This is a genomic window from Corallococcus sp. bb12-1 (genome assembly GCF_026626765.1).
Classification (GTDB): domain Bacteria; phylum Myxococcota; class Myxococcia; order Myxococcales; family Myxococcaceae; genus Corallococcus; species Corallococcus terminator.
Genome location: NZ_JAPNJZ010000027.1, coordinates 165685 through 188015 on the forward strand (window position 1 = coordinate 165685; position 22331 = coordinate 188015).

26 protein-coding genes are annotated in these 22331 nt (G+C 68.6%); 18 read left to right on the forward strand and 8 right to left on the reverse strand.

The window, feature by feature from the left end; translation table 11 throughout:
* Positions 1-123: 123 nt before the first annotated feature.
* From OV208_RS31710 to OV208_RS31720, 3 genes are all read left to right on the forward strand, one after another.
* Positions 124-921: an IF-2 protein gene (locus OV208_RS31710; protein ID WP_267577672.1), complete on the forward strand. Its 798-nt coding sequence runs from the start codon at positions 124-126 to the stop codon at positions 919-921.
* Positions 922-1492: 571 nt separating this feature from the next.
* Entirely contained in the window at positions 1493-3865 is a 2373-nt protein-coding gene (locus OV208_RS31715) for a ribonucleoside-diphosphate reductase subunit alpha (RefSeq protein WP_267578051.1), read from the forward strand.
* Positions 3866-3936: 71 nt separating this feature from the next.
* Positions 3937-4947 (forward strand): ribonucleotide-diphosphate reductase subunit beta, encoded by a 1011-nt coding sequence (locus OV208_RS31720; RefSeq protein WP_267577673.1) that lies wholly within the window; start codon positions 3937-3939, stop codon positions 4945-4947.
* 83 nt (positions 4948-5030) lie between these two features.
* Here OV208_RS31720 and aqpZ read toward each other — a convergent pair whose 3' ends face one another.
* The 4 genes from aqpZ to OV208_RS31740 all read right to left on the reverse strand — a co-directional run bounded on the left by aqpZ (position 5031) and on the right by OV208_RS31740 (position 8116).
* Entirely contained in the window at positions 5031-5852 is an 822-nt protein-coding gene (aqpZ, locus tag OV208_RS31725) for an aquaporin Z (protein WP_120543432.1), read from the reverse strand.
* Between the two features lie 234 nt (positions 5853-6086).
* Positions 6087-6620 (reverse strand): hypoxanthine phosphoribosyltransferase, encoded by a 534-nt coding sequence (gene hpt, locus OV208_RS31730; RefSeq protein WP_267577674.1) that lies wholly within the window; start codon positions 6618-6620, stop codon positions 6087-6089.
* A 15-nt stretch (positions 6621-6635) separates the two neighbouring features.
* Positions 6636-7451 (reverse strand): uracil phosphoribosyltransferase, encoded by an 816-nt coding sequence (locus OV208_RS31735; RefSeq protein WP_120543434.1) that lies wholly within the window; start codon positions 7449-7451, stop codon positions 6636-6638.
* Positions 7452-7516: 65 nt separating this feature from the next.
* The gene (locus OV208_RS31740) at positions 7517-8116 is read right to left on the reverse strand and encodes a thymidine kinase (protein ID WP_267577675.1); all 600 of its coding nucleotides are present in this window, start codon (positions 8114-8116) and stop codon (positions 7517-7519) included.
* A gap of 217 nt (positions 8117-8333) precedes the next feature.
* Between OV208_RS31740 and OV208_RS31745 the strand changes: the two genes are divergently transcribed.
* The 12 genes from OV208_RS31745 (at position 8334) to dnaB (ending at position 17997) form a co-directional block, all read left to right on the forward strand.
* Complete coding sequence (locus OV208_RS31745; RefSeq protein WP_120543440.1) at positions 8334-8684, forward strand: DUF5658 family protein; 351 nt, start codon at positions 8334-8336, stop codon at positions 8682-8684.
* Between the two features lie 115 nt (positions 8685-8799).
* The gene (gene spoVG, locus OV208_RS31750; protein WP_120538064.1) at positions 8800-9099 is read left to right on the forward strand and encodes a septation regulator SpoVG; all 300 of its coding nucleotides are present in this window, start codon (positions 8800-8802) and stop codon (positions 9097-9099) included.
* 42 nt (positions 9100-9141) lie between these two features.
* The gene (locus OV208_RS31755; RefSeq protein ID WP_267577676.1) at positions 9142-10092 is read left to right on the forward strand and encodes a ribose-phosphate pyrophosphokinase; all 951 of its coding nucleotides are present in this window, start codon (positions 9142-9144) and stop codon (positions 10090-10092) included.
* Positions 10093-10293: 201 nt separating this feature from the next.
* The gene (locus tag OV208_RS31760; protein WP_267577677.1) at positions 10294-10986 is read left to right on the forward strand and encodes a 50S ribosomal protein L25/general stress protein Ctc; all 693 of its coding nucleotides are present in this window, start codon (positions 10294-10296) and stop codon (positions 10984-10986) included.
* Positions 10987-11064: 78 nt separating this feature from the next.
* Positions 11065-11640, forward strand: coding sequence for an aminoacyl-tRNA hydrolase (gene pth, locus OV208_RS31765; RefSeq protein ID WP_120543437.1), 576 nt, complete (start codon positions 11065-11067; stop codon positions 11638-11640).
* 248 nt (positions 11641-11888) lie between these two features.
* Positions 11889-12374 (forward strand): 30S ribosomal protein S6, encoded by a 486-nt coding sequence (gene rpsF / locus OV208_RS31770; RefSeq protein ID WP_120538060.1) that lies wholly within the window; start codon positions 11889-11891, stop codon positions 12372-12374.
* A 48-nt stretch (positions 12375-12422) separates the two neighbouring features.
* Positions 12423-12824, forward strand: a complete 402-nt coding sequence (gene rpsR / locus OV208_RS31775) for a 30S ribosomal protein S18 (protein ID WP_120538059.1) — start codon at positions 12423-12425, stop codon at positions 12822-12824.
* A gap of 26 nt (positions 12825-12850) precedes the next feature.
* Positions 12851-13294, forward strand: coding sequence for a 50S ribosomal protein L9 (rplI, locus tag OV208_RS31780; RefSeq protein WP_120543438.1), 444 nt, complete (start codon positions 12851-12853; stop codon positions 13292-13294).
* A gap of 193 nt (positions 13295-13487) precedes the next feature.
* Positions 13488-14615 (forward strand): acyltransferase family protein, encoded by a 1128-nt coding sequence (locus OV208_RS31785; RefSeq protein WP_267577678.1) that lies wholly within the window; start codon positions 13488-13490, stop codon positions 14613-14615.
* Entirely contained in the window at positions 14612-15733 is a 1122-nt protein-coding gene (locus tag OV208_RS31790; RefSeq protein ID WP_267577679.1) for a sensor histidine kinase, read from the forward strand. Before OV208_RS31785 ends, OV208_RS31790 begins: the two co-directional genes overlap by 4 nt.
* Entirely contained in the window at positions 15730-16500 is a 771-nt protein-coding gene (locus OV208_RS31795) for a LytR/AlgR family response regulator transcription factor (protein WP_267577680.1), read from the forward strand. Before OV208_RS31790 ends, OV208_RS31795 begins: the two co-directional genes overlap by 4 nt.
* Positions 16501-16611: 111 nt before the next feature.
* Positions 16612-17997 (forward strand): replicative DNA helicase, encoded by a 1386-nt coding sequence (dnaB, locus tag OV208_RS31800; protein ID WP_267577681.1) that lies wholly within the window; start codon positions 16612-16614, stop codon positions 17995-17997.
* A gap of 27 nt (positions 17998-18024) precedes the next feature.
* Here dnaB and thiD read toward each other — a convergent pair whose 3' ends face one another.
* The 3 genes from thiD to thiE are packed head-to-tail and all read right to left on the reverse strand — an operon-like array spanning position 18025 to position 20215.
* On the reverse strand, positions 18025-18765 hold the full coding sequence (gene thiD / locus OV208_RS31805) for a bifunctional hydroxymethylpyrimidine kinase/phosphomethylpyrimidine kinase (RefSeq protein ID WP_267577682.1): 741 nt from the start codon (positions 18763-18765) through the stop codon (positions 18025-18027).
* The gene (locus OV208_RS31810) at positions 18762-19532 is read right to left on the reverse strand and encodes a gamma-glutamyl-gamma-aminobutyrate hydrolase family protein (RefSeq protein WP_267577683.1); all 771 of its coding nucleotides are present in this window, start codon (positions 19530-19532) and stop codon (positions 18762-18764) included. The genes thiD and OV208_RS31810 overlap by 4 nt, the downstream gene beginning before the upstream one ends.
* An 11-nt stretch (positions 19533-19543) precedes the next feature.
* Positions 19544-20215, reverse strand: a complete 672-nt coding sequence (thiE, locus tag OV208_RS31815) for a thiamine phosphate synthase (protein ID WP_267577684.1) — start codon at positions 20213-20215, stop codon at positions 19544-19546.
* Positions 20216-20308: 93 nt separating this feature from the next.
* On the opposite strand from thiE, the gene OV208_RS31820 reads away from it, so the two are divergent.
* From OV208_RS31820 to OV208_RS31830, 3 genes are read left to right on the forward strand one after another with little or no spacing between them, the layout of a single operon-like run.
* Positions 20309-20608: a hypothetical protein gene (locus OV208_RS31820; protein WP_267577685.1), complete on the forward strand. Its 300-nt coding sequence runs from the start codon at positions 20309-20311 to the stop codon at positions 20606-20608.
* A complete protein-coding gene (locus OV208_RS31825) occupies positions 20605-20916 on the forward strand; it encodes a DUF1844 domain-containing protein (protein ID WP_120540283.1) in 312 nt (103 codons plus the stop codon). The genes OV208_RS31820 and OV208_RS31825 overlap by 4 nt, the downstream gene beginning before the upstream one ends.
* Complete coding sequence (locus OV208_RS31830; RefSeq protein ID WP_267577686.1) at positions 20913-21572, forward strand: hypothetical protein; 660 nt, start codon at positions 20913-20915, stop codon at positions 21570-21572. Before OV208_RS31825 ends, OV208_RS31830 begins: the two co-directional genes overlap by 4 nt.
* Positions 21573-21663: 91 nt before the next feature.
* On the opposite strand, the gene OV208_RS31835 is transcribed toward OV208_RS31830, so the two are convergent.
* Entirely contained in the window at positions 21664-22212 is a 549-nt protein-coding gene (locus tag OV208_RS31835) for a hypothetical protein (RefSeq protein WP_267577687.1), read from the reverse strand.
* Positions 22213-22331: the final 119 nt, after the last annotated feature.

Consider the following 22331-nt stretch of genomic DNA (forward strand, 5'->3'; position numbering starts at 1 on the left):
AAAGGTAGATTGCAAATGATGTTCCCGGGGGGCGGGAATTGTAGCGTCTGAGGCAGGGACGTCCCAATTTCAGGGCGCTTACAAGCACGGGCGAAGCGCCCGTCCGACCGGAGGGCAGGCGACATGACCACGAATTCACCCCAGGGTTTCGGTTACCGGGCACGCCGCACCTTCACCCGCCTGCTCGTCTTCCTCGTCATCCTGGGCCTGGGCGGCGGCGTCGTCTTCCTCCTGGGCCAGCTCAACTCCCGCACCTTCACCCTCGTCCAGGAGAACGGCGAGCTGATGGTCATGAAGGGCCGCGCCCTGCCCACCGGCGCCGCCGCCTACCGCCCCGGCGACCCGCGCCTCGCGGACGCCTACGCCCCCCTGCCGCTGGAAGGCCAGGACGTCACCCTGCTGACACAGCAAAAGTTCACCGACCGCGACGACCTGGACCGGGCCCTGTTCCCCCTCCTGGAGACCCTGGCCCGCCCCCGCATCGCGTCCGGCGAGCCCCCCAAGGTGGAGCGCGGCCTCTACTACCTGCGCCGCGCGGAGAAGCTGTCCGGCATCACCGAGGAGCAGCGCCGCAGCCTCCAGTCCATGCTCACCGACGTGGCCTTCTACCAGGCCCGCCAGAAGCTGGAGGACGCCCGCCGGCTCGTCTCCGAAGGCCTCGCGCAGCTCAAGCTCGCCTCCGAAACCGAGAACCGCCACGCCCGCAGCGCCAACCAGATGCTGTCCACCGTGGGCCCCGCCGCCCGCGACCTGGAAGAGGCCCTGCGCCGCGCCGTCCACACCCAGAGCGGCCCGGACAATCGGGACAACAGCCCTGTAGCACCGGCCCCCACGCCGCGCCCCGTCACGCCCGCGTCCGGGGATACCTCGTTGCAGCCGTTTCCCGCGTCCCCAACCCCTGACGCAGGCCTCACGCCGTGATCTCCAGGGGTTGGGAGACCCCCTCCAAAACACGCGGCTGGACCCCTGATTCGTGGCGCTGAAATGTCCGCCGCCCAACGTCGAAAACAGCCCTGCTGAGTGATCATAGATTGCAAGCATCGATCCCAGCGGCCGGGCAGGCTCCCACAGGATCTAGCGTTGACACACTGGATGCCCCCCCATAGCTTGTGTGCGGCTGCGCGGCTGCCCCCGGTTCCGGGCGACCGCACCAAGACCCGGAGGCAGTGTGGTTTTCTTGCGCGACACCTGCTTCTGGCCGACAAATAGCTACATGTCGGTCTGTTGTCCCCAGATCCCCGGGTTCTGATCGCAGGACAGCGCCCGTCCCCACACATTCTTGAGTCATTTCAACGGGGTCTGTTGGCCCCGAACAGGACGGCGGTTCGCGTCCTGATGGCTGCGCTTTTGCCTTGCCCGGAGTGAGACGCCCTTGACTGTCCAGACGCCCCTGAAGCCGACCGTCGTCGCCTCGCCGCCCCCCGACTCCGCCCCCACGGCCACGGCCACCGCCGCCCCGGCGCCGTCGTCCGGCGGCGACTTCGCCACCACGATGCGGGTGAAGAAGCGCAACGGCACGGCGGAGCCCGTGGACCTCAACAAGATCGTCCGCGCGGTGGGCAAGTCCTGTGTGGGCCTGTCGCGCGTGGACGTGATGCGCGTGGCCACCAAGACGATCAGCGGCCTGTATGACGGCGCCACCACGCGCGAGCTGGACAGCCTCTCCATCCAGACCGCCGCGGCCCTCATCGTGGAGGAGCCCGAGTACGCCCGGCTCTCCGCGCGCCTGCTGTCCACCTTCATCCAGAAGGAGGTCAGCAACCAGGACATCCAGTCCTTCAGCCAGTCCGTCGCCGCCGGCCACAAGCACGGCCTCATCGCGGACCGCCTGCTCACCTTCGTCCAGGCCAACGCGCGCAAGCTCAACGCCGCCATCGACCCGGTCCGCAACGACCTGTTCGAGTACTTCGGCCTGCGCACCGTCTACGACCGCTACCTCCTGAAGAACCCGCAGACGCGCGAAGTCATCGAAACGCCGCAGGACTTCTTCCTGCGCGTGGCGTGCGCCATCTCCGGCGACAACGCACGCGAGGCCATCGAGCTGTACCGCCTGTTCAGCTCGCTGGAGTACCTGCCCTCGTCCCCCACCCTGTTCAACTCGGGCACGCGCCACGAGCAGCTCTCCAGTTGCTTCCTGCTGGACTCGCCCGCGGACGACCTGGACGCCATCTACAAGAAGTATTCGGACATCGCGATGCTGTCGAAGTTCTCCGGCGGCATCGGCGTGGCGTACAGCCGCGTGCGTGCGCGGGGCTCGCTGATCAAATCCACCAACGGGCACTCCAACGGCATCGTCCCCTGGCTCAAGACGCTGGACGCATCCGTCGCGGCGGTGAACCAGGGCGGCAAGCGCAAGGGCGCGTGCTGCGTGTACCTGGAGACGTGGCACGCGGACATCGAGGACTTCCTCGAGCTGCGCGACAACACCGGCGACGAGGCTCGCCGCGCGCACAACCTGAACCTGGCCAACTGGGTCCCGGACCTCTTCATGCGCCGCGTGGAGGCCGACCAGGACTGGAGCCTCTTCGACCCGAAGTTCGTCCCCCACCTCACCGACCTCTACGGCGACGCCTTCGAGAAGGCCTACGCGGAGGCCGAAGCGCAGGGCCAGGCCGTGCGCAAGGTGAAGGCGCGCGACCTGTACGCCCGGATGATGAAGGTGCTCGCCCAGACGGGCAACGGCTGGATGACCTTCAAGGACACCTCCAACCGCAAGAGCAACCAGACGGGCCAGCCGGGCAACGTCATCCACCTGTCCAACCTGTGCACCGAAATCCTGGAGGTCACGAGCCAGGGTGAGACGGCGGTGTGCAACCTGGGCTCGCTCAACCTGAGCCGGATGGTGAAGGACGGGAAGTTCGACTTCGACACGCTGCGCGCGAACGCACAGCTCGCCATCAAGCAGCTCGACCGCGTCATCGACCTCAACTACTACCCCATCACCACCGCCGCGGACTCCAACCGCCGCTGGCGCCCGGTGGGCCTGGGCCTGATGGGCCTCCAGGACGTCTTCTTCCAGCTGCGCATGCCCTTCGACTCCGTCGAGGCGCGCAACCTGTCCAAGAAGATCTCCGAGGAGATCTACTACGCGGCGCTCGTCACCTCGTCGGACCTGGCGGAGCAGTTCGGCGCCCACGCCTCCTTCCCGGAGACGCGCGCGGCGAAGGGCGAGCTCCAGTTCGACAGCTGGGGCGTCGTCCCGGAGGACACGCTGCGCTGGGACGCGCTGCGCTCGCGCATCATGAAGGTGGGCCTGCGCAACTCGCTGATGATCGCCATCGCGCCCACGGCCACCATCGCGTCCATCGCCGGCTGCTACGAGTGCATCGAACCGCAGGTGTCCAACCTCTTCAAGCGCGAGACGCTGTCGGGCGACTTCCTCCAGGTGAACCGCTACCTGGTGCGTGACCTGCAGCAGCTCAACCTGTGGAACGAGTCCACGCGCAACCGCATCAAGATGGCCGAAGGCAGCGTGCAGGACCTCACGGAGCTGCCGGAGGAGCTGCGCGCCATCTACCGCACCGCCTGGGAAGTCCCCATGCGCTCGCTCCTGGACATGGGCGCGGACCGCGGCGCCTTCATCGACCAGAGCCAGTCGCTCAACCTCTTCGTGGAGACGCCGAACATCGGGAAGCTGTCCTCGATGTACTTCTACGCGTGGCAGAAGGGGCTGAAGACCACGTATTACATGCGCTCGCGTCCGGCGACCCGCATCGCCAAGACGACCGTGAACCAGGGCGGGCAGACCTTCACCGCCGTCCCCACGCCCGCCCCCGTGCAGGCGGCAGCGCAGACCGTGACCGCGGAAGCCGAAGCGGTGGCGTGCTCGCTGGAGAACCCCGAGGCCTGCGAGGCGTGCCAGTAGTTCCCGGCATGCCCCGTCGTCCCCTGCCCCATCCGTCGCCCGTGCCGTCCTTGTAAGGGAGTGCCGAAGAAATGCTGCTCGATCCGGGAATGAACCTGACGCTGCGCCCCATGGCGTATCCCGTCTTCTTCGAGATGTACCGCAACGCCATCAAGAACACCTGGACGGTGGAGGAGATCGACTTCTCCACGGACCTGGTGGACCTGCGCTCGAAGATGACGGACGCGGAGCGTCACCTCATCCACCGGCTGGTGGCCTTCTTCGCCACGGGCGACTCCATCGTCGGCAACAACCTGGTGCTCAACCTCTACAAGCACCTGAACGCGCCCGAAGCGCGCATGTACCTGTCGCGCCAGCTCTACGAAGAGGCCCTGCACGTCCAGTTCTACCTGACGCTGCTGGACAGCTACATGCCGGACCCCGCCGAGCGCGCGAAGGCGTTCGCGGCGGTGGACAACATCCCGTCCATCCAGCGCAAGGCGCGCTTCTGCATGAAGTGGATGGACAGCATCCAGTCCATGGACCAGACGCGCTCGCGTTCGGACCGGCGCCAGTTCCTCTTGAACCTCATCTGCTTCGCGGGCTGCATCGAAGGCCTCTTCTTCTTCGCGGCCTTCGCGTACGTGTACTTCCTGCGCAGCAAGGGCCTTCTCAACGGCCTAGCCGCGGGCACCAACTGGGTGTTCCGCGACGAGAGCGCCCACATGGCGTTCGCGTTCGAAGCCATCCAGACGGTGCGCAAGGAGGAGCCGGAGCTCTTCGACGCGAGCCTGGAGCGCGACGTGGTGCAGATGCTCCGTGAAGCCGTGGAGTGTGAGACGCAGTTCGCCCAGGACGTGCTGGGCGGCGGCGTGATGGGCCTGTCGGTGCAGGAGATGCGCGGCTACCTGGAGTACGTGGCCGACCAGCGCCTCCAGATGCTGGGCATGTCCCCCATCTTCCACACCAAGAACCCGCTGCACTTCATGGACCTGCAGGACGTGCAGGAGCTCACCAACTTCTTCGAGCGCCGCGTGTCGTCCTACCAGGTGGGCGTGGGCGTGGGCGCCGCGAACGACGTCGTCTTCGACGCCGCCTTCTAGCCACTCCTGCTTCAAGCAAGAAAGCCGTGCCCCGCTCTCATGCGAGGCACGGCTTTCGTGCGTCAGGTGCCTTCCGTCGCGCGCTAGACAGGGTGCTCGATGTCGCGCTCGCCCAGCCGTTGACGGCGCTCGCCTTCCAGCGACTGCTCCGCGCGCGTGGCGGAGATCTGCACGGCCGGCCGGTTCACCAGGCGGTACACCGCCGAAGCGAAGGCCGCGCCCAACAAGGGGGCGATGATGAACATCCACAACTGCCCCAGCGCGGCGCCTCCGGAGAAGAGCGCCGGCCCCAGGCTGCGCGCCGGATTCACCGACGTGTTGGTGATGGGGATGCCCACCAGGTGGATGAGCGTCAGCACGAGGCCAATGGCGACGCCCGCGAAGCCCACCGGCGCGCGCGAATCCGTGGCGCCCAGCACGGTCAGCACCAGCAGGAAGGTGAGCGCCACCTCCGCGAGGAAGGCCGCGCCACCGCCGTAGCCCTCCGGCGAAGCAGCCCCGTAGCCGTTGCTGCCCAGGCCCTCCGCGCCCGCGGAGTACCCGCCCGGCGCGCCCTTCGCGATAAGCAGCACCAGCCCCGCCGCGAGGATGGCCCCCACGCACTGCGCGATGATGTAGCCAGCGACATGGCGCTTGTCGAACTTGCCCGCCATCAACAGGCCCACCGTCACCGCGGGGTTCACGTGACAGCCGGAGATGGGGCCAATCGTGTAGACCATCGCGAGCAGCGACAGTCCGAAGGCGAACGACACGCCCAGGAAGCCGATGCGGTCGCCCGCCAGCACCGCCGCTCCCACGCCGCCGAGCACCAGCACGAAGGTGCCCACCGCCTCCGCCATGTACTTCTGCATCGCATCGCCGCCGACGGGTGCTGCCCGAGCGGCCCTCACTGTCTCTTCTCGCATGCGCAGCCTCCTCACGCAGTCAGGGGCCGCGCGGTTCCGGGAGGTTTCCCAGACAACGCAAGCCTTCCCACGGCGTCATGGTTGTCCCAGGAGATGCTGCGCATGCATGCGCGCCCCACCACGCGCACGCGTTCCACATGGTCGGACAGCGGCGCATGGCTTTGGCCCCCGGCGTCCTGAAGCCCCCACCCTCCGGGGACGGACGCCCAGGCACCCGACGGCCCGCGAAAACGCTCAGGCGTTCTTCCACACTCCGACGAACGGCAGGTTCCGGTACTTCTCCCCGTAGTCCAGGCCGTACCCGACGACGAACTTGTCCTCGATGACGAAGCCCTTGTAGTCGATGTTCACCTTGGTGCGCGCGCGAGCGGGCTTCTCCAGCAGCGAGCACAGCTTCAGCGACGCGGGGTGACGCGCCTGGAGGTTCTCCAGGAGGAACGTCATCGTGAGCCCCGTATCGATGATGTCCTCGATGACGAGCAGGTGCTTGCCCGCCATGGGCTTGGACACGTCCGTGGTGATGCGCACCTCACCCGTGGACTCCGTGCCGCCGTGGTAGCTGGACACGCCCAGGAACTCGAGCGTGAGCGGCAGGTCGATGGCGCGCGACAGGTCGATGGCGAAGTACGCGGAGCCCTTGAGCACGCAGATGAGCGTCAGCTCCTTGCCCTGGTAGTCGCGGGTAATCTCCGCGCCCAGCTCCTTCACGCGCGCCTGCACCGCCTGCTCGGAGATGAGGACGTCGACATCCTTCTCGTGGAACGTCACCGGGAACTCCCTTGTCTACACATAGGCGTTGTTCATGATCTCCCCGAAGCCGCCGCCGCCGGGGACGATGTACTGCCGGTCATCCAGGCCCCGCTCCTTGTCCCAGAGCAGGCCCGGCGCCGTGCCGAACACCTCCGGCGGAGACAGGCCCCGGTCCAGCCGGAGCGCGTAGATGATGACGTCCGGGTGTTCCTTCGTCATCCGGCGCAGGTACTCCGGCGTGACGATGAGGTTCAACGTGATGATGCGCCGGGGCGTCCCGGGCACCTTCGTCTTGTAGAGCGAAATCGCCGTGGACAGGCTGCCGCCCGTGGCCCCCATGGGGTCCGGGAAGAGGACGAACGCATCATCGATGTCGCCGCCAATCTTCGCGCCACCAATCTCAGAGCCCACCACCGCCTGGGCCGCGTCGATCATCCGGCTCATGATGATGTGGTCCTGGCGCACGAGCGACGGGTCCACCGTGAAGTTCAGCAGGTCGTACGTCACCTGCGACGGCAGCGTGCCCGCCCGCGCGATGTTCACCGTCACCACCCGCAACTGCGGGTCCACCACCTCGCCCTGGTAGATGCCCAGGGGCGTGGAGTCGATCATCCGCGTGGGGATGGTCACCATCTTGCGCGGGAACTCCGCGTTGATGACCGTCTTCACCAGGTCCGCGTAGAGCTGCTCCACCAGCCGGTTGATCTGCGGCTGCAGCGTGCCCTTGGCGCACAGGGTGGCCAGCTGCGACAGGAGAAACGGATTGCCCACCAGATGGACGTGCGGCCCATAGTGGTGGGTCATCTCGTTCATCCGGAACGGCACGTTCGCGTACAGGGTGTCCCGCATCGGGCTTCAGCTCCAGGCGAAGGAAACAGCGGACCGCCCCTTCCCGGGGGCAGTCCGCCAGGGGTTCAGTCGAACAGCTTCAGCGTCTGCGGGGGGCTCGCCTCGGTGGGTTCGGGCACATGACACTTGCGGCACCGGGGCTCGTACTCGCCCGCCGCGCCCACCACCACCCGCTCCCCGCTTCCAATGATGCGCTGCGAGCGATTGGCCGGATTCCCACACACCGCGCAGATGGCCAGCTCCTTCGTGACGTACTCGGCCACCGCCATCAATTGCGGCATCGGTTCGAAGGGGCGGCCCTGGTAGTCCTGGTCCAGGCCCGCGCAGATGACGCGCACACCCTTGTGGGCGAGCGCCTCGCACACCTGCACCACCTCTCCGCCAAAGAACTGCACCTCGTCGATTCCCACCACCTGGATGTCGGATGGCAGGTGACGGAAAATTTCTTCAGCCCTTTCGACCGGGATGGACGTCAATTTCAACTGGCTGTGGCTCACCACCTGCGTCTCGTCATACCGGTTGTCGATGCGCGGCTTGAACACGCGCACCTTCTGCCGGCCGTACAGCGCGCGCTTGACGCGGCGGATCAACTCCTCCGTCTTGCCGGAGAACATCGAGCCGCAGATGACCTCTATCCACCCGATATCTTTGGGAAACTGATGCAATGGGCGCTCGTCGGGGAGGGTCTGGAACGGGGCCAATCTCGGGCACCCACCCCTTCCCGTCAATTTCGTTTCCCGCCTGCCAACCCCCCCATTCGCCCCTGCCTGCCCGGCTGCTTCCAGGAAGCCCCGGAAGCCTTGGCAAGCGAATTGAATAGGGAGTCCCCCGGGCAGCATGGACGGGACCAGGGGGTAGGGCGTGGCGGCGACGGCGAATCAGATGCAGGTGGGGTCGTGGACGCAGGGTGCTTCTTTCTACATGTCGCCCGCGTCGGTGGCGTTGTTGATGCTGAACCTGTTGGACGGGCTCTTCACCCTGCTCTTCCTGCAACTGGGAGTGGCGGAGGAGCTCAACCCGGTGATGCGCGTGGCGTACGAGCAGTCACCGCTGGTGTTCATGTTCTCCAAGCTGCTCATCGTGAACGCGGGCCTGTGCCTGCTGTGCCTGCACCGCAAGCTCAAGGCGAGCCGGTTCGCCATCCGCGCGGGCGCCGTGGTGTACGCCATCATCGTGGTCTACCACCTGGCGTTCCTCGCCCACCTGGTGAGTCACTGGCCCTTCGGGGCTTGAGTCGGCCCTCCCAGTGAACGATCACCCGGTGCGTCGGGTCGGGGGTGCTTGCTTTTCACCTCCGGTCTGTCCCAGGCTTCCCTATAGCTCGGGCCTTTCAGGTTCGGGGGGGACCATGAACATCACCGACGTCCGGGTGTTTCCGGTCGAAGAGGACAAGCTCAAGGCGTACGTCACCATCACCTTGGATCACTGCTTCGTCGTGCGCGACTTGAAGGTGATCCACGGCTCCACCGGGCTCTTCATCGCGATGCCCGCGAAGAAACGGAAGGACGGGACCTACAAGGATATCGCTCATCCGCTGAACGCGGACACGCGCAGCCAGATGGAGCGCGTCATCCTCATTGAGTATGAGAAACACCTTCACCAGGCGCAGACAGGGACGCTTGCTCCGGTGGCTGCGGAACTCGACTAAGCTTCTTCCCTTCGACGCGCGCACGGGTTAGTCAGCGCCCCCATGCAGCAGCGTGACTTCAAGGTGTTCGCCGGGAACTCGAACCCGGCGTTGGCGCATCGCATCTGCGAATATCTCCAGCGGCCGTTGGGCAAGGCCATCGTGGACACCTTCTCCGACGGGGAGATCCACGTGGAGATCGGCGAGAACGTGCGGGGACAGGACGTCTTCATCGTCCAGTCCACCTGCCCGCCGACGAACCACCACCTGATGGAATTGCTCATCATGTGCGACGCGCTCAAGCGGGCGAGCGCCGGCTCCATCACCGCCGTGATGCCCTACTACGGCTACGCGCGGCAGGACCGGAAGGTGGCCGCCCGCACGCCCATCACCGCGAAGCTGGTGGCGGACATGCTGGAGGTCGCGGGCGTCAATCGCGTGGTCTCCATGGACATGCACGCGGGGCAGATCCAGGGCTTCTTCAACATGCCCTCGGATCACCTGTACGGCTCGCCGGTGTTCCTGGAGGACATGCGCCAGCGCTTCCCGGAGCTGGGCGACGTCGTCATCGTCAGCCCGGACGCGGGGGGCGTGGAGCGCGCGCGCGCCTACTCCAAGCGCCTGGACACGGGCCTGGCCATCATCGACAAGCGCCGGCCGCGCGCGAACGCGTCGGAGGTGATGAACCTCATTGGCGACGTGATGGGCAAGGACGCCATCCTGGTGGACGACATGGTGGACACCGCGGGCACGCTCGCCCAGGCGGCCGCCGCGCTGAAGAACAAGGGCGCGCGCCGGGTGCTGGCCTACGCCGTCCACCCCGTCCTGTCCGGCCCCGCCATCCAGCGCATCACCGACTCCGTGCTCGAAGAGGTCGTCTTCACGGACACGGTGCCGCTTTCGCCCAGCGCCAAGGCCTGCTCGAAGATTCGCGCGCTCAACACCGACGCGCTCTTCGGTGAAGCCATCGCGCGCATCCACCGCGCGGACTCGCTGAGCTCGCTGTTCGTCTGAAGGCGGCGCTAACCTGCCGGCCGGGAGTGACGGGTGGCTTGACGCCGCCCCCCTCAGGCTGGCATGTCCGGCCACCTCTGCCGGTTCGACGGGCTTCACGGCCCGGGCGCCGTCTTCGGGGCCCGCCATGGTGGCGGGATGCCGAGGGCGCCCTCTGGAACCGGTCGCACCCGCAGTCCCCCACTGAAAAGAGAATTCTCCATGGCCACCGACAAGAGCATCCTCGAAGCCTCCGCGCGTGAAGGTTCCGGCAAGGGCGCGGCCCGCCGCCTGCGCGCCAAGGGTCAGATCCCCGCGGTCGTCTACGGCAAGCACCTGAAGGCGCCGCTGCACATCTCCGTGGACCCCAAGGCCATCCGCACGGCCATCAACACCCCGGCCAAGCTCAACACGCTGATCCAGATCAAGCTGGGCTCGGGCGGCGAGCAGGTGCTGCTGAAGGACTACCAGATGGACCCGCTCACCCGGGACATCCTGCACGCGGACTTCATCGCGGTGAAGGACACGGATCAGGTGAAGGTCAACCTGCCCGTCGTCCTCACGGGCAAGGCCGCGGGCGTGCTGGACGGCGGCCTGCTCTCGCAGATCCGCCGCAACCTGGAGGTCTGGTCGCTCCCCACCGCCATCCCGCTCCAGATTGAAGTGGACGTCACCAACCTGAAGATCAACGAAGCCATTCACGTGAACGACCTCAAGCTGCCCGAGGGCGTGTCGGTGAAGACGAACGTCAACTACACCATCGCGGTCCTCGCGGCGCCGGAAGCGGCGGAAGTGGCGGCCCCGGCGGCCATCACCTCCGCGGCGCCTGCCGCGGCGGCGGGCAAGGCGGCGGACCCCAAGGCGGCCGACGCGAAGGCCCCCGCGGCCGCTGCCAAGGCCCCGGCGAAGAAGTAGTCCCTTCTCACCGTTCCTTGTTTCCTCGCGGGGCGGGCCTGTTGAAGGGCCTGCCCCGCTGTCTTTACGGAGCCTTCCATGAAGCTCATCTGCGGGCTGGGCAACCCCGGGCGCGAGTACGAGCGCCACCGGCACAACATCGGCTTCATGGTGGTGGACGCGCTGCTCGCGCGTGCCCGCGCGGAGCTCACCCAGGACAAGTTCCAGGCCCGGGTGGGCCAGGGAAGCCTGGGCGGCGAGCGCATCCTCTTCGTGGAGCCGCAGACCTTCATGAACCTGTCGGGCCGTTCGGTCGCGGAGGCCGCGCGCTTCTACAAGGTGGACGTGCAGGACGTGCTCGTCATCCACGACGAACTGGACCTGCCCTTCGGGCGACTGCAGCTCAAGGCGGGCGGCGGCGCGGGCGGCCACAATGGCTTGAAGAGCATGGTGACCTGCCTGGGCGCGGACGCCTTCATCCGCGTGCGGGTGGGCATTGGCAAGCCGGAGGGCCCCAACGCCAAGGAGCGGGTGTCCGGCTACGTGCTCTCCAACTTCGATGACGGGGAGAAGCGGCAGTTGGAGGAGCTGATCGCCCGGGCGGCGGACATGACGGAGAGCTGGGTGCGCGACGGGCTCTCCACGGCGATGAACCGGCACAACCGCAAGGCCTGAGGGGCGGTAGGGCCGCTGGCCCGAGGGAAAGCACCCGGCCGGACGGCCCCTTCCCTGGCATTGCTTGACTTTCGCGAGGGGTGACACTTAGAAGCCCCCCTCCTCCCCGTGTTGTTGAGCGGGAAAAGGCGCGGTGGTGACGGGCGCGCATGATTTCCCGTCCCCGGTGGTGGCCTTTCGAGGGCCTACAACCGTTTCCCCGCTCCCCGGATGGTCCGGGGGGCACTCGACCCCAAGGGGAGAGAAACATGGCAGAGACGCAGGCCGCCAAGCGGCTTCGTGAGTATGAGACCATCTTCCTGGTCAAGCCCGACCTGACCGATGACGCCGTGGACAAGCTCAAGGAGCGCGTCCGGGGCATCGTCGATCGCGAGCAGGGCAAGGTGCTGCGCTTCACGGTGTGGGGGAAGAAGAAGACCCTGTTCCCCGTGGCCAAGCAGCCCCGCGCCATCTACGTCCACACGAGCTTCCTGGGCAGCGGCAAGCTGGTGGCGGAGATCGAGCGCAACCTGCGCAACCTGGACGAGGTCACCCGGTACATCTCCGTGAAGATCGCGGACGAAGTGGACCCGGAGACGCGTCCGGTCCTCGAGGACCTGAAGCTGGCCGGTGACGTGGAGGAGACCCGTCCGGGTGCCCCCGCGGAGCGCGAGGGTGGCGGCTTCCGTGGTGCGGCCGAGGCCCCCGATTTCGTTGGCCCCGACGCGGAAGAGGATGCCCCCGAGGAGGCGTAAGCCTTCTTTTGGGTCCTTCCCTAAACCTTCCAGGAAACGAGAACGTTCATGAGCAACGGCATGGATAGCAAGGGCGCTGGCGGTTCCCGCGGCCCCGGTGGTGGTGGTGGCGGTGGCTACGGCGGCGGTTCGCGCGGTGGCGACCGTGGTGGTGACCGCGGCGGCGACCGCGGCGGCGATCGTGGCGACCGCGGCGGCATGGGTGGCGACGACGACAAGCGTGGTGGTCGTGGCTTCGGCCGCAAGAAGGTCTGCCGGTTCTGCGCGGAGAAGAACGCGTCGGTGGACTTCAAGGACCAGGCGACGCTGAAGTACTTCGTCACCGAGCGCGGCAAGATCATCCCCCGCCGCATCTCCGGCAACTGCGCGAAGCACCAGCGTGAGGTGGCGATCGCCATCAAGCGCGCCCGTGGCATCGCGCTCCTCCCCTACAACGCGGTTGTCGGCTGACCGCCGGGCCCACCAGGAGATAGAACATGAAGCTCATTCTGCGTGAGGACATCGACAATCTCGGCAAGTCTGGCGAGCTCGTCACGGTGAAGGACGGCTTCGGCCGGAATTTCCTTCTGCCGCGCAAGAAGGCCGTGCTGGCGAGCGAGCAGAACCTGCGCCAGCTGGAGCACGAGAAGTCCGTGCAGACCGCTCGCAGCGCCAAGCTCAAGGGCGTTGCCGACGAGCAGGCCAAGAAGCTTGGCGCCGTCAAGGTCACCATCAAGCGCAAGGTCGGCGACCAGGACAAGCTGTTCGGCTCCGTCACGGTGCTGGACATCGCCGAGGCGCTCGCCGCTCAGGGCCAGCAGGTGGATCGTCGCCAGCTGCACCTGGCCGACCCCATCAAGTCGCTGGGCAGCTACGACGTGGAGCTGCGCCTGCACCGCGAAGTGACGGCGAAGATCAAGGTCGACGTGGTGGCCGAGTAGTCCACCGCTTCACCTGACGTCGCTTCAAGCGAAGGGGCCGTCCGGGAAACCGGGCGGCCCTTTTGCTTTGTCCCGGCCCCTCTCCGGTCCGTTTCGCGCCGTCCCGGGTCCCTCCCACGGCATCCCAGGGGTGGCCGGGCGCGAGGCGTGGGCATCTCCAGGGCAACCCGCTCCTGCTGGAGGTTCCTTCCGGATGGACACGCCCACCCTTCCCTCCCCCGACGCGCACCGCCCCGACCTGGACTGGCTCCGGGTGATGGCCATCGTGCTGCTGCACCTGTTCCACACCGGGATGATGTTCAACACCTGGGAGTGGCACGTGAAGAGCCCCCAGGCGCTCCCGGCGCTGGAGCCCACCATGGAGGTGCTGCACCTGGTGCGCATGCCGCTGTTGATGCTCATCTCCGGCGTGGGCACCGCGTTCGCGTTGCGCCGGCGCACCGTGGGGGCCTTCGCGAAGGACCGGACGCGGCGGCTGTTGGGGCCGCTGGTGTTCGGCATGTTCGTGGTGGTGCCGCCGCAGATCTACGTGGAGCGGTTGTTCCAGGGGCGGTTGCAGGGCAGCTATGCCGCCTTCTACCCGACGGTGTTCGACTTCGTGCCCTACCCCGCCGGCAGCTTCAGCTGGCACCATCTGTGGTTCGTGGCCTACCTGTTCACCTACTGCATCCTGGCCCTGCCCCTCTTCGCGGCGCTGCGCACGCCCCGAGGCGAACGATGGATTGCGAACGCGGATGCCTGGCTGTCGCGCGGGTGGAACGTGGCGTGGCTGATGGTTCCGCTCGCGCTCAACCGGTACTTGCTGCGGGATTGGTCGGAGACGCATGCCCTGTTGGATGATCCGCGCACCTTCATCCACTACGGGTTGTTGTTCCTGTACGGGCACCTGCTTGGCCGCTGCCCCGGGGTCTGGACGCGGCTGGTGACGCTGCGGCACGCGATGCTGGCCATCGCCGTGGCGGGGCTCGTTCCGGCGATGGCGGAGTCGTCGCTGCCGCCTCCGGTGCGCATGCTGGCGGGGAGCGTCGCCCTCTGGGGCACGCTGCTGGCGGCGCTGGGCTATGCGCGTCACCACGTGCGCACGGCGCCGTCGTACCCGTTCTACATCCTCCACCAGACGGTCATTGTCTGCGTGGGCTACCTCCTGTTGCGCCTTCCCGTGGGCCCCTGGGTGCTGCTGGGCCTGGTGCTCACCGGTTCCTTCGTCCTCACGTGCGCCCTGACCGTGGGGGTCTCCCGCGTCTCCTGGCTCAGGCCCTGTTTCGGCCTCAAGGCCGGGACCTCGCGGACCGCCACCCTGGCCCCCCGGATGGTGGGGTGAGTCCCGTGTCCGCCGAGTCCCAGCCCGCGCCCCTCCGCTGGTACTGGCCCCGCCTCCGGGCCCGGTCCGCGCTGAAGGTGCTGCTGTTCTGCCTGGCCCTGGGCGTATGGCAGGGCAGCGCGGTGCGGTTGGAGCAGCTCTCCTACCGGAACCATGGCCCCTGGGCCCCCGCGTTCATCTGGGAGGTCACGAGCACGCTGGCCGTCGCGCTGGCGTTTCCCCTGTTGATGACGGCGGTCCTCAACGCGCCGGGCCCCCGCGTGGGCTGGGCCCGATTCCTGGGCGTCCACGCAGTTGCCTTCCTGCTCTTCACGTCCCTGCACATCGCGGTGATGGCGGGCCTGCGCCATGCCACCTACGCGCTCCTGGGGCTGGGGCCGTACGACTTCGGCCAGCTCAGCTACAAGCTCCCGATGGAGGCCCAGAAGGACCTCATCAGCTACGGGTTGATCTGCGCCGTCATCTCGCTTGGGGCTGCGTCGCGGGAGCGCCAACGGCGGGCGCTGCGGGCGGCGTCACTGGAAGGTGAGCTCAAGGCCGCGCAGCTCCAGTCGCTCACCGGCCAGTTGCACCCGCACTTCCTCTTCAACGCGCTGAACACCATCAGCTCCGTGATGTACGAGGACCTGTCGCGCACGGACCGGCTCCTGAGCGACCTGGGACAGCTGCTGCGGGCCAGCCTGGAGCGCACCGAGCCCACCTGGACCCTGGGCGAGGAGCGAGGCCATGCCGAGCGCTTCATCGCGCTCCTGGCGGCGCGCTTCGGGGACCGGCTGGACGTGCGCTGGAGCGTGGAGCCGGGGCTGGAGGCCCGACGCGTGCCGTGCTTCGCCCTGCAGACGCTGGTGGAGAACGCGGTGAAGCACAACCAGGACCTGCGCACCCCGCTGGAGGTGCGCATCCGAGGGCGCGTCGACGGTGCGCGCTGGGCGCTGGAGGTGGAGGACACCGGGCGCGGCTTCGGCGGCCTGTCCCCTTCGAAGGGGCCGGGCGTGGGGCTCGCGCAGTTGGAACGGGTGCTGGCGCTCCTGTACGGGGACCGGGCCGGGCTGGAGCGCGGCACGGGAGCGGAGGGCGGCGCCCGGGTGACGGTGTGGCTGCCCCGGGAGGCCTCATGACGGTGTTCCGCGTGCTGGTGGTGGACGACGAAGCCCCCGCGCGCACGAAGGTGCTGCGCCTGCTGGCGGCCGATGCGCGCTTCACGGCCGTGGGCGAGGCCGTGGATGGAACGGAGGCGCTCGCCCGCATGGAAACGCTGCGGCCGGACCTGGTGGTGCTGGACGTGCAAATGCCCGGCCTCACCGGCTTCGAGGTGCTGGAGGCGCTCGGGCCGGAGGCGTGCCCGGCGGTCATCTTCTCCACGGCCTATGAGCGCTTCGCGCTCCAGGCCTTCGAAGCCCACGCGGCGGACTACCTGCTCAAGCCCTATGACGCCGCGCGCTTCGCCCGGGCGCTCGACAAGGCCCATGCGCTGCTGAGTGCCGGGGCGCGGGACACGGCCTCTCTAGGGGCCCTGCTGACGACGGTGGCGCGGGCCCGGCCGGAGCGGCCCCTGGAGCGGCTGGTGGTGAAGGCCGGCGAGGGCTGGGTGCCGCTCAAGCTGGACACGGTGTGGCGACTGTCGTCGGAGGACAAGTACGTGCGGCTGCACACCGCCCAGGGGGAGCACCTGGTGCGCCAGACGCTGCGGGCCCTGGAGGAGCGCCTGGACCCCGCCCGCTTCGTACGGGTTCACCGGGGAGACTTGGTGAACCTGGAGGCCGTGGCCCGGCTGGAACCCTGGACCCACGGCGATGGCATCCTGGCCCTGAAGGATGGCTCCACGGTGATCCTGAGTCGGACCTACCGCGAGTCCTTCCTCCAGCAGTGGGGCGCGGCCGAGTGAGGTGCCCTTCACCGGGCGTCCGGGTCCCACCCCTTGCTACAGGTCTGTTGAAGGGAAACTGGACGTTCCGTCGAACGTGTCAGACGCTGGCAGTAGAGGTTCCAAGCAGCCATGCAGAACGTCCTGGACGGTAGGGAAGGTCGGCGGGTCCACGAGGATCTCGCCGCGGAGCGCGCGGTGCTCGGCGCCGTGCTCGCGGACAACGGGCTCATCACGCCCGTGGCGGAGGTCATCCACGCGGACGACTTCTCCAGTCCCTCGCACGCGCAGATCTTCGGCGCGATGATGCGGCTGGACGCGCAGAGCAAGCAGGTGGATCACCTGACGCTCGCGGAGGAGCTGAAAATCCTGGGGCAGCTCGTCGCGGTGGGCGGCCCCGCCTACCTGATGGGGTTGGACCAGGTCGTCCCGCTGGCGGCCAACGCCGTGCAGTACGCCCACATCGTCAAGGACCAGGCGCTGCGCCGCCGCCTGGCCAACGTGGGCCGGGAGATTCAAGACCTGGCCAGCCAGGAGACGGGCGAACTGGAGGTCCTGCTCGACGAGGCGGAGCGCAAGGTCTTCCTCCTCGCGGAGAAGAAGCGCGAAGGTGACCTGCGGCCGGTCAGCGAGCTGATGGAGCAGACGCTCGACCTGCTGGACAAGATGAAGGCCGCGTCCACGGGCGTGACGGGCCTTTCCACGGGCTTCATCGACCTGGACATGCAGCTGACCGGCCTGCACGCGGGCGAACTCATCATCCTCGCGGCGCGTCCCGGCATCGGCAAGACGTCGCTCGCGATGAACATCGCGGTGCACGCCGCGCTCAAGGAGAACAAGGCGGTCGGCATCTTCAGCCTGGAAATGCCCGCGGATCAGCTGCTCATGCGTCTGCTCGCGTCCACCGCGCGCGTGGACATGAAGAAGCTGCGAGGCGGCCGGCTGTCGCCGCACGACGAGGAGAAGTTCCAGGAGATGGCGGGCGCGCTCTACAACGCTCCCATCTACATCGACGACTCCGGCGGCCTGTCCCCGTTCGATTTGCGCGCCAAGGCGCGGCGCGTGAAGCAGAAGGATCCGCGCCTGTCGCTGCTCGTCGTCGACTACCTCCAGCTCATGCACCAGAAGGGCAAGGTGGAGAGCCGCCAGTTGGAAGTCGCGGAGATCTCCCGCGCGCTCAAGCAGTTGGCCAAGGAGCTGTCGGTGCCCATCATCGCGCTCAGCCAGCTCAACCGTAAGGTGGAGGAGCGCAAGGGCGGCAAGCCCATGCTGTCCGACCTGCGTGAGTCCGGCTCCATCGAGCAGGACGCCGACGTGGTGATGTTCATCCACCGCGAGGATCAGGACGAGGGTGAAGGCGGCCAGGGCGGTGGTGGAGGAGGCGGCGGAGGAGGAGGCGGCGCGGTCATCCCCGTGGAGCTCATCGTCGCCAAGCAGCGAAACGGCCCCATTGGCTCCGTGGACATGGTGTTCCTGTCGGAGTTCACCCGCTTCGAAAGTCGCGCCCGGGGCGACTGACGCCCTGGCGGTTCCAGGGCCCGGCCGTCAGTCGCGGCCGGTGCGCAGGTAGCGCGTGACGTGCTCACGGGCGGCCCGGACCGCGGCCTCCGGGCCCGTCCCCCGGCCCAGCTCCGCCGCCAGCGCGGACGCCAGCCGGCAGCCCGTGCCCCGACGCTCCGGGGGCCGCTTGAGCCGGCGCCCCCGCATCACCAGCGTGCGGCCGGAGAACGCCAGCACGTCCGCCAGCCCCTGCCCTTGCGGCAGGTGCCCGCCCTTCACCAGCACCACGCCGAAGCCCAGGCGGCAGAGGCCCTCCGCGGCCTCCTGCGCTTCCTCCACCGTGCCCGGCGCGGGCCGGCCCAGGAGCCACCCCGCTTCGTCCAGGTTGGGCGTCACCACCACGCGCGGGCCCGCCAGCGCCAGGTAGTGCCGGGGCGACAGGCGCGACAGCTCCTGTCCTCGCGACGAGCGCACCACCGGATCCACCACCCACCACGCATCGGTGCCCTTGAGCGCGGCCCTCGCCGTGGCGAGCTGCGACGGGCCGGGCACCACGCCCCACTTCACCGCGTGCAGCACGCCCCACTCGCGCGCGGCGGCCACCTGCGCCGTCAGCATGCGGGGCGCCGCCGGCACCACGGCGAAGGTGTGCGTCCCCTGCGCCGTCTGGGCCGTGGGCACCGCCACCGCGTCGCCGCCGCGCGCTCGCACCGCGGCGACGTCCGCCAACAGCCCCGCCCTGCCCGTGGGCTCCAGGCCCGCCAGCAGCAGGACGCGCGGTCTCACCGGCGGTGCTCGCGCGCCTTCTGCACCAGCGACTTGTAGACGCCCAGGTGCACCGGGATGGTGCTCAACATCAGCTCCGGGTGCCACTGCACGCCCAGCGCGAAGGCGTGCGCGGTGGACTCAATCGCCTCCACCACGCCATCCGGAGACAGCGCGCTCACCGCCACGTCCGTGCCCGGCTTGTTCACCGCCTGGTGGTGCGTGGAGTTCACCATCAACTGCCCGTGGCCCACCGCCTCCGCCAGCAGCGTGCCGTTCTTCACCTCCACCGGGTGCTGCGGCTGGGTCCGGTCATGCTTCTGCTCGTGGTCGCGCGCCCCGGGTACCTCCCGCAGGATGTCCTGGAACAGCGTGCCGCCCAGCACCACGCACAACAGCTGCATGCCGCCGCACACGCCCAGCACCGGCAGGTTGCGCTTGAGCGCGCCCCGGATGAGCTGGGCCTCGAAGGCCGTGCGGCCCTCCTTCAGCGGCCCCATGCCCTCGCGGACCTCCTCGCCGTACGCGGCCGGAGGGATGTCGAAGGCGCCGCCCGTCACCACGATGCCCGACACGCGCTCCAGGTACGCGTCCACGCAGGAAGCGTCGTCCGTGTACGGCAGCACGAAAGGCAGGCCCCCCGCGCGCAGCACCGCCTCCGCGTAGGGCACCTTCAGCTCGTAGCGGGGAAAGGCGGAGTCGGCCGGCTGGGCCCAGTCCGGGCTGAGGCCGATGTTGGGACGACGCGGGGTCGGCCCGTGGTGACGCGGAGGCGGATGGTTCATCATGGTGGGAGGTACTACCCTGTTTCGAGGCTAGTCCCCCGGGCGCCCCTGTCAAACGCCTCCGCCAGCAGCCGCACCCGCTCGGCGATGTCCTGGGCAAGCAGGGCGTCGGACACCACCGCCGCGCCGTGCGCCCCCGTCGCCGCCACCCGGGCGATGTTGGAGAGGCCCACCCCGCCAATGCCCACCACCGGCAGCGGGCTGTCCGCCACCACCCGCTGGAACGCCTCCAGCCCCAGCACCGGCGCCTGGACCTGCTTCGTCGTGGTGCCGAACAGGGGCCCCACGCCCACGTAGTCCGCCCCCGCCGCCAGGGCCGCCCGGGCCCCCTCCGTGCCCCGCGCCGTGACGCCCACGAGCCGCCCGGGCCCCAAGAGCTCCCGCGCAGCCTCCGGGGGCAGGTCCTCGTCGCCCACATGCACCCCGTGCGCGTCCGCCAGGAGCGCCAGGTCCACCCGGTCGTTGAGCAGGCACAGCGCGCCCGCCTGCCGGCAGCGGGCCACCACCGCCCGGGCCGCGGCCAGGGCCTCCCGGGGCGGCGTGCGCTTCATGCGCAGTTGCAACACCCGGGCTCCACCGGCCAGCAGGCGCTCGGCCTTCTCCACCAGGGACAGCTCCGAACGGAGGCTGTCGTCGCACAGCAAGTACGGGCCTCGGGGAAGCAGGGGGCGGGGTGGGACGTTCATCGGTTCCAGGTGCCGGGGACAGCGGCGTTGACAGGCGCCCTTCCTGCTATAAGGTGGCGCGCTGTTTTCCAAGCAATTCCGAGGATTTGAATCATGGCGGATGGCATCAACCCGAAGCACACCGACAAGCGCACCACGGAGCGCTACCAGCGCGGCGATCTGGCGGTCGAGGAAGCGTTCAAGAAGCACCTCGAGGAGCTGCCGGACGTGGCCGACAAGGGCGTCACCATCGAGACGACGATGGAAGGCGACATCATGGACGACGACCTCGATGACGACGAGGACGACCTCGACGAAGAGGACGACGCGGACGACGCGGACGACGAGGATGAGGCGGACGACGCCGACGACGCCGCGGAAGGCTCCGACGAAGAGGACAAGGCCGCCGAATGAGCCCTTCGGAGAAGCGGGGTGAGACCTTCGTGATGACGGGGGAAGCGAGCCCCGCCTCCGAGGAGTCGTTGTCGTTCAGCACGTTCGTCGTCGGCCTGGGTTCCGCCGTCCTCATCCACCTGGGGGGCGCGCCGAACCCGGAGACGAACCGCGTGGAGAAGGACCTGCCGTCAGCCCGGCAGAACCTGGACCTCCTGGCGATGCTCCGCGAGAAGACGCGCGGCAACCTCACCGCCGACGAGGAGAAGCTGGTGGACGGCCTGCTGTCCGACCTGCGCCTGCGCTACGTGGAGGCAAGCCGGAAGTGAAGCCTCCTGAAGTCAGCCGCCCGGGGTCGCTTCCTCGGGGCTTGCGGTGGGCCGCGTCCATCTGCCTGGTGCTCTCCGCCCTGACGGGGATGCTCTCCTGCAACGAAGCCTCCGTCCTGATGGAGTTCGAGAAGCACCGCACGCTCCAGTTGGAGCGGGTGCCCTCGCTGGGCCTCTTGGGCAAGGACCCTGCCTTCAGCCAGCGCATCGTGGAGGCGCAGCTGTCCGCCATGGAGCACGTGCGCGAGCCGCGCGTGGTGGTCCTCACCGGGCTCACCCTGGTGTGCACCCTGCTCTTCTTCGCCTCCAGCCGCATGCTGCGCGCGCCGGACGGCATGCCCCGAGAAGGCTTCCGGCAGTTGATTGGCACCGCGGGCATCCTCGCCGCCGTGCTGCGCACCATCGACGGGGCCCAATGGACCGTGGTGGCCCAGCGCACCAGCGTCGTCATGGTGGAGGGCTTCAAGAAGCTGCCCGAGTTCCAGGACCCGATGACCGCGGACCTGCTCCCCGTGGTGCCCTACCTGCTGATGGCCACCTCCGTGGTGCCCACCCTCCTGGTGGCCGGCGGCTTCGCCCTGCTCGCCCAGTACTTCCGCAGCGAGGGCGTGCGCGACGTCATCGTCACGCTCGACGGCCCCACCGAAGAGCCCTGAGGCTCCAGGGTCCGCCGCGCGGTTCCGGTGGAAGCCCCGGGGACTGACACGACAGGCCAACGCGGCGCGGCGTGAAACCGCGCGCCAGCGGTCAGCCGGCGTCCGTCACCGCACGGGGAGGCTGGGCGGGGCCCAGGAGCAGGGCTTCCAGGGCCGTCATCGCTTCCGCCTCGGCGCTGGCGTCCGTGCCCCCCAGGGGCAGCACGCGGGCCAGCGGGGCCTTGGGGATGCGCAGCAGCTCGTCCCGCGTCAGTCCGAACACGTACGCCAGGTGGCCCATGGGCCAGCGCGACTGGAGCCGGGTGAAGATTTCGTCGTCCAGCTCATCCAGGGGGCAGGGCAGCTCCGCCTCCTCGTACACCACCCGCTCTCCTCCCACCCGCCGGCCGTTTCCGTAGGCGATGACCTCCTCGCCCTCGTCCGCGTCGTACACGTAGGCGTGCACGGTGGCGTTGGCGGCGGCCGACAGCAGCCGGGCCAGCGCATGGTGGGCCGCGTACCAGTGGGCGCCCTGCCGTCCCTGGGAGAAGGGCCCCAGGAAGGCCAGGCGCACCACCTTGCGGCGGCGGTTGATGGTGACGCGCAGCGCCGTGGCTCCCGGGGCGCTGTCCATCGACAGCGCCTCACGGGCCAGGCGCACCAGCGCCAGCCCGGAGAAGGTGTCGAGTCGAACGAGATAGCCGCCGTGCGCGTCCAGTGAAGCCCCCAGTGATGGGCGCCGCCTATAACCGACCCCCCTACCCCCTGGCAACTTCGGCA

Excerpts from the sequence above, each read along its gene's own strand:
- OV208_RS31735 (WP_120543434.1), bottom strand. The coding sequence starts at position 7,451 with ATGCGGGACACCCTGTACGCGAACGTGCCGTTCCGGATGAACGAGATG.
- dnaB (WP_267577681.1), top strand. The coding sequence starts at position 16,612 with ATGCAGAACGTCCTGGACGGTAGGGAAGGTCGGCGGGTCCACGAGGAT.
- OV208_RS31715 (WP_267578051.1), top strand. The coding sequence starts at position 1,493 with ATGCGGGTGAAGAAGCGCAACGGCACGGCGGAGCCCGTGGACCTCAAC.
- OV208_RS31820 (WP_267577685.1), top strand. The coding sequence starts at position 20,309 with ATGGCGGATGGCATCAACCCGAAGCACACCGACAAGCGCACCACGGAG.
- OV208_RS31745 (WP_120543440.1), top strand. The coding sequence starts at position 8,334 with ATGCAGGTGGGGTCGTGGACGCAGGGTGCTTCTTTCTACATGTCGCCC.
- spoVG (WP_120538064.1), top strand. The coding sequence starts at position 8,800 with ATGAACATCACCGACGTCCGGGTGTTTCCGGTCGAAGAGGACAAGCTC.
- thiE (WP_267577684.1), bottom strand. The coding sequence starts at position 20,215 with ATGAACGTCCCACCCCGCCCCCTGCTTCCCCGAGGCCCGTACTTGCTG.
- rpsR (WP_120538059.1), top strand. The coding sequence starts at position 12,423 with ATGAGCAACGGCATGGATAGCAAGGGCGCTGGCGGTTCCCGCGGCCCC.
- OV208_RS31795 (WP_267577680.1), top strand. The coding sequence starts at position 15,730 with ATGACGGTGTTCCGCGTGCTGGTGGTGGACGACGAAGCCCCCGCGCGC.
- OV208_RS31710 (WP_267577672.1), top strand. The coding sequence starts at position 124 with ATGACCACGAATTCACCCCAGGGTTTCGGTTACCGGGCACGCCGCACC.
- OV208_RS31760 (WP_267577677.1), top strand. The coding sequence starts at position 10,294 with ATGGCCACCGACAAGAGCATCCTCGAAGCCTCCGCGCGTGAAGGTTCC.
- OV208_RS31755 (WP_267577676.1), top strand. The coding sequence starts at position 9,142 with ATGCAGCAGCGTGACTTCAAGGTGTTCGCCGGGAACTCGAACCCGGCG.
- aqpZ (WP_120543432.1), bottom strand. The coding sequence starts at position 5,852 with ATGCGAGAAGAGACAGTGAGGGCCGCTCGGGCAGCACCCGTCGGCGGC.
- OV208_RS31825 (WP_120540283.1), top strand. The coding sequence starts at position 20,605 with ATGAGCCCTTCGGAGAAGCGGGGTGAGACCTTCGTGATGACGGGGGAA.
- rpsF (WP_120538060.1), top strand. The coding sequence starts at position 11,889 with ATGGCAGAGACGCAGGCCGCCAAGCGGCTTCGTGAGTATGAGACCATC.
- OV208_RS31810 (WP_267577683.1), bottom strand. The coding sequence starts at position 19,532 with ATGATGAACCATCCGCCTCCGCGTCACCACGGGCCGACCCCGCGTCGT.
- OV208_RS31720 (WP_267577673.1), top strand. The coding sequence starts at position 3,937 with ATGCTGCTCGATCCGGGAATGAACCTGACGCTGCGCCCCATGGCGTAT.
- pth (WP_120543437.1), top strand. The coding sequence starts at position 11,065 with ATGAAGCTCATCTGCGGGCTGGGCAACCCCGGGCGCGAGTACGAGCGC.
- rplI (WP_120543438.1), top strand. The coding sequence starts at position 12,851 with ATGAAGCTCATTCTGCGTGAGGACATCGACAATCTCGGCAAGTCTGGC.
- OV208_RS31785 (WP_267577678.1), top strand. The coding sequence starts at position 13,488 with ATGGACACGCCCACCCTTCCCTCCCCCGACGCGCACCGCCCCGACCTG.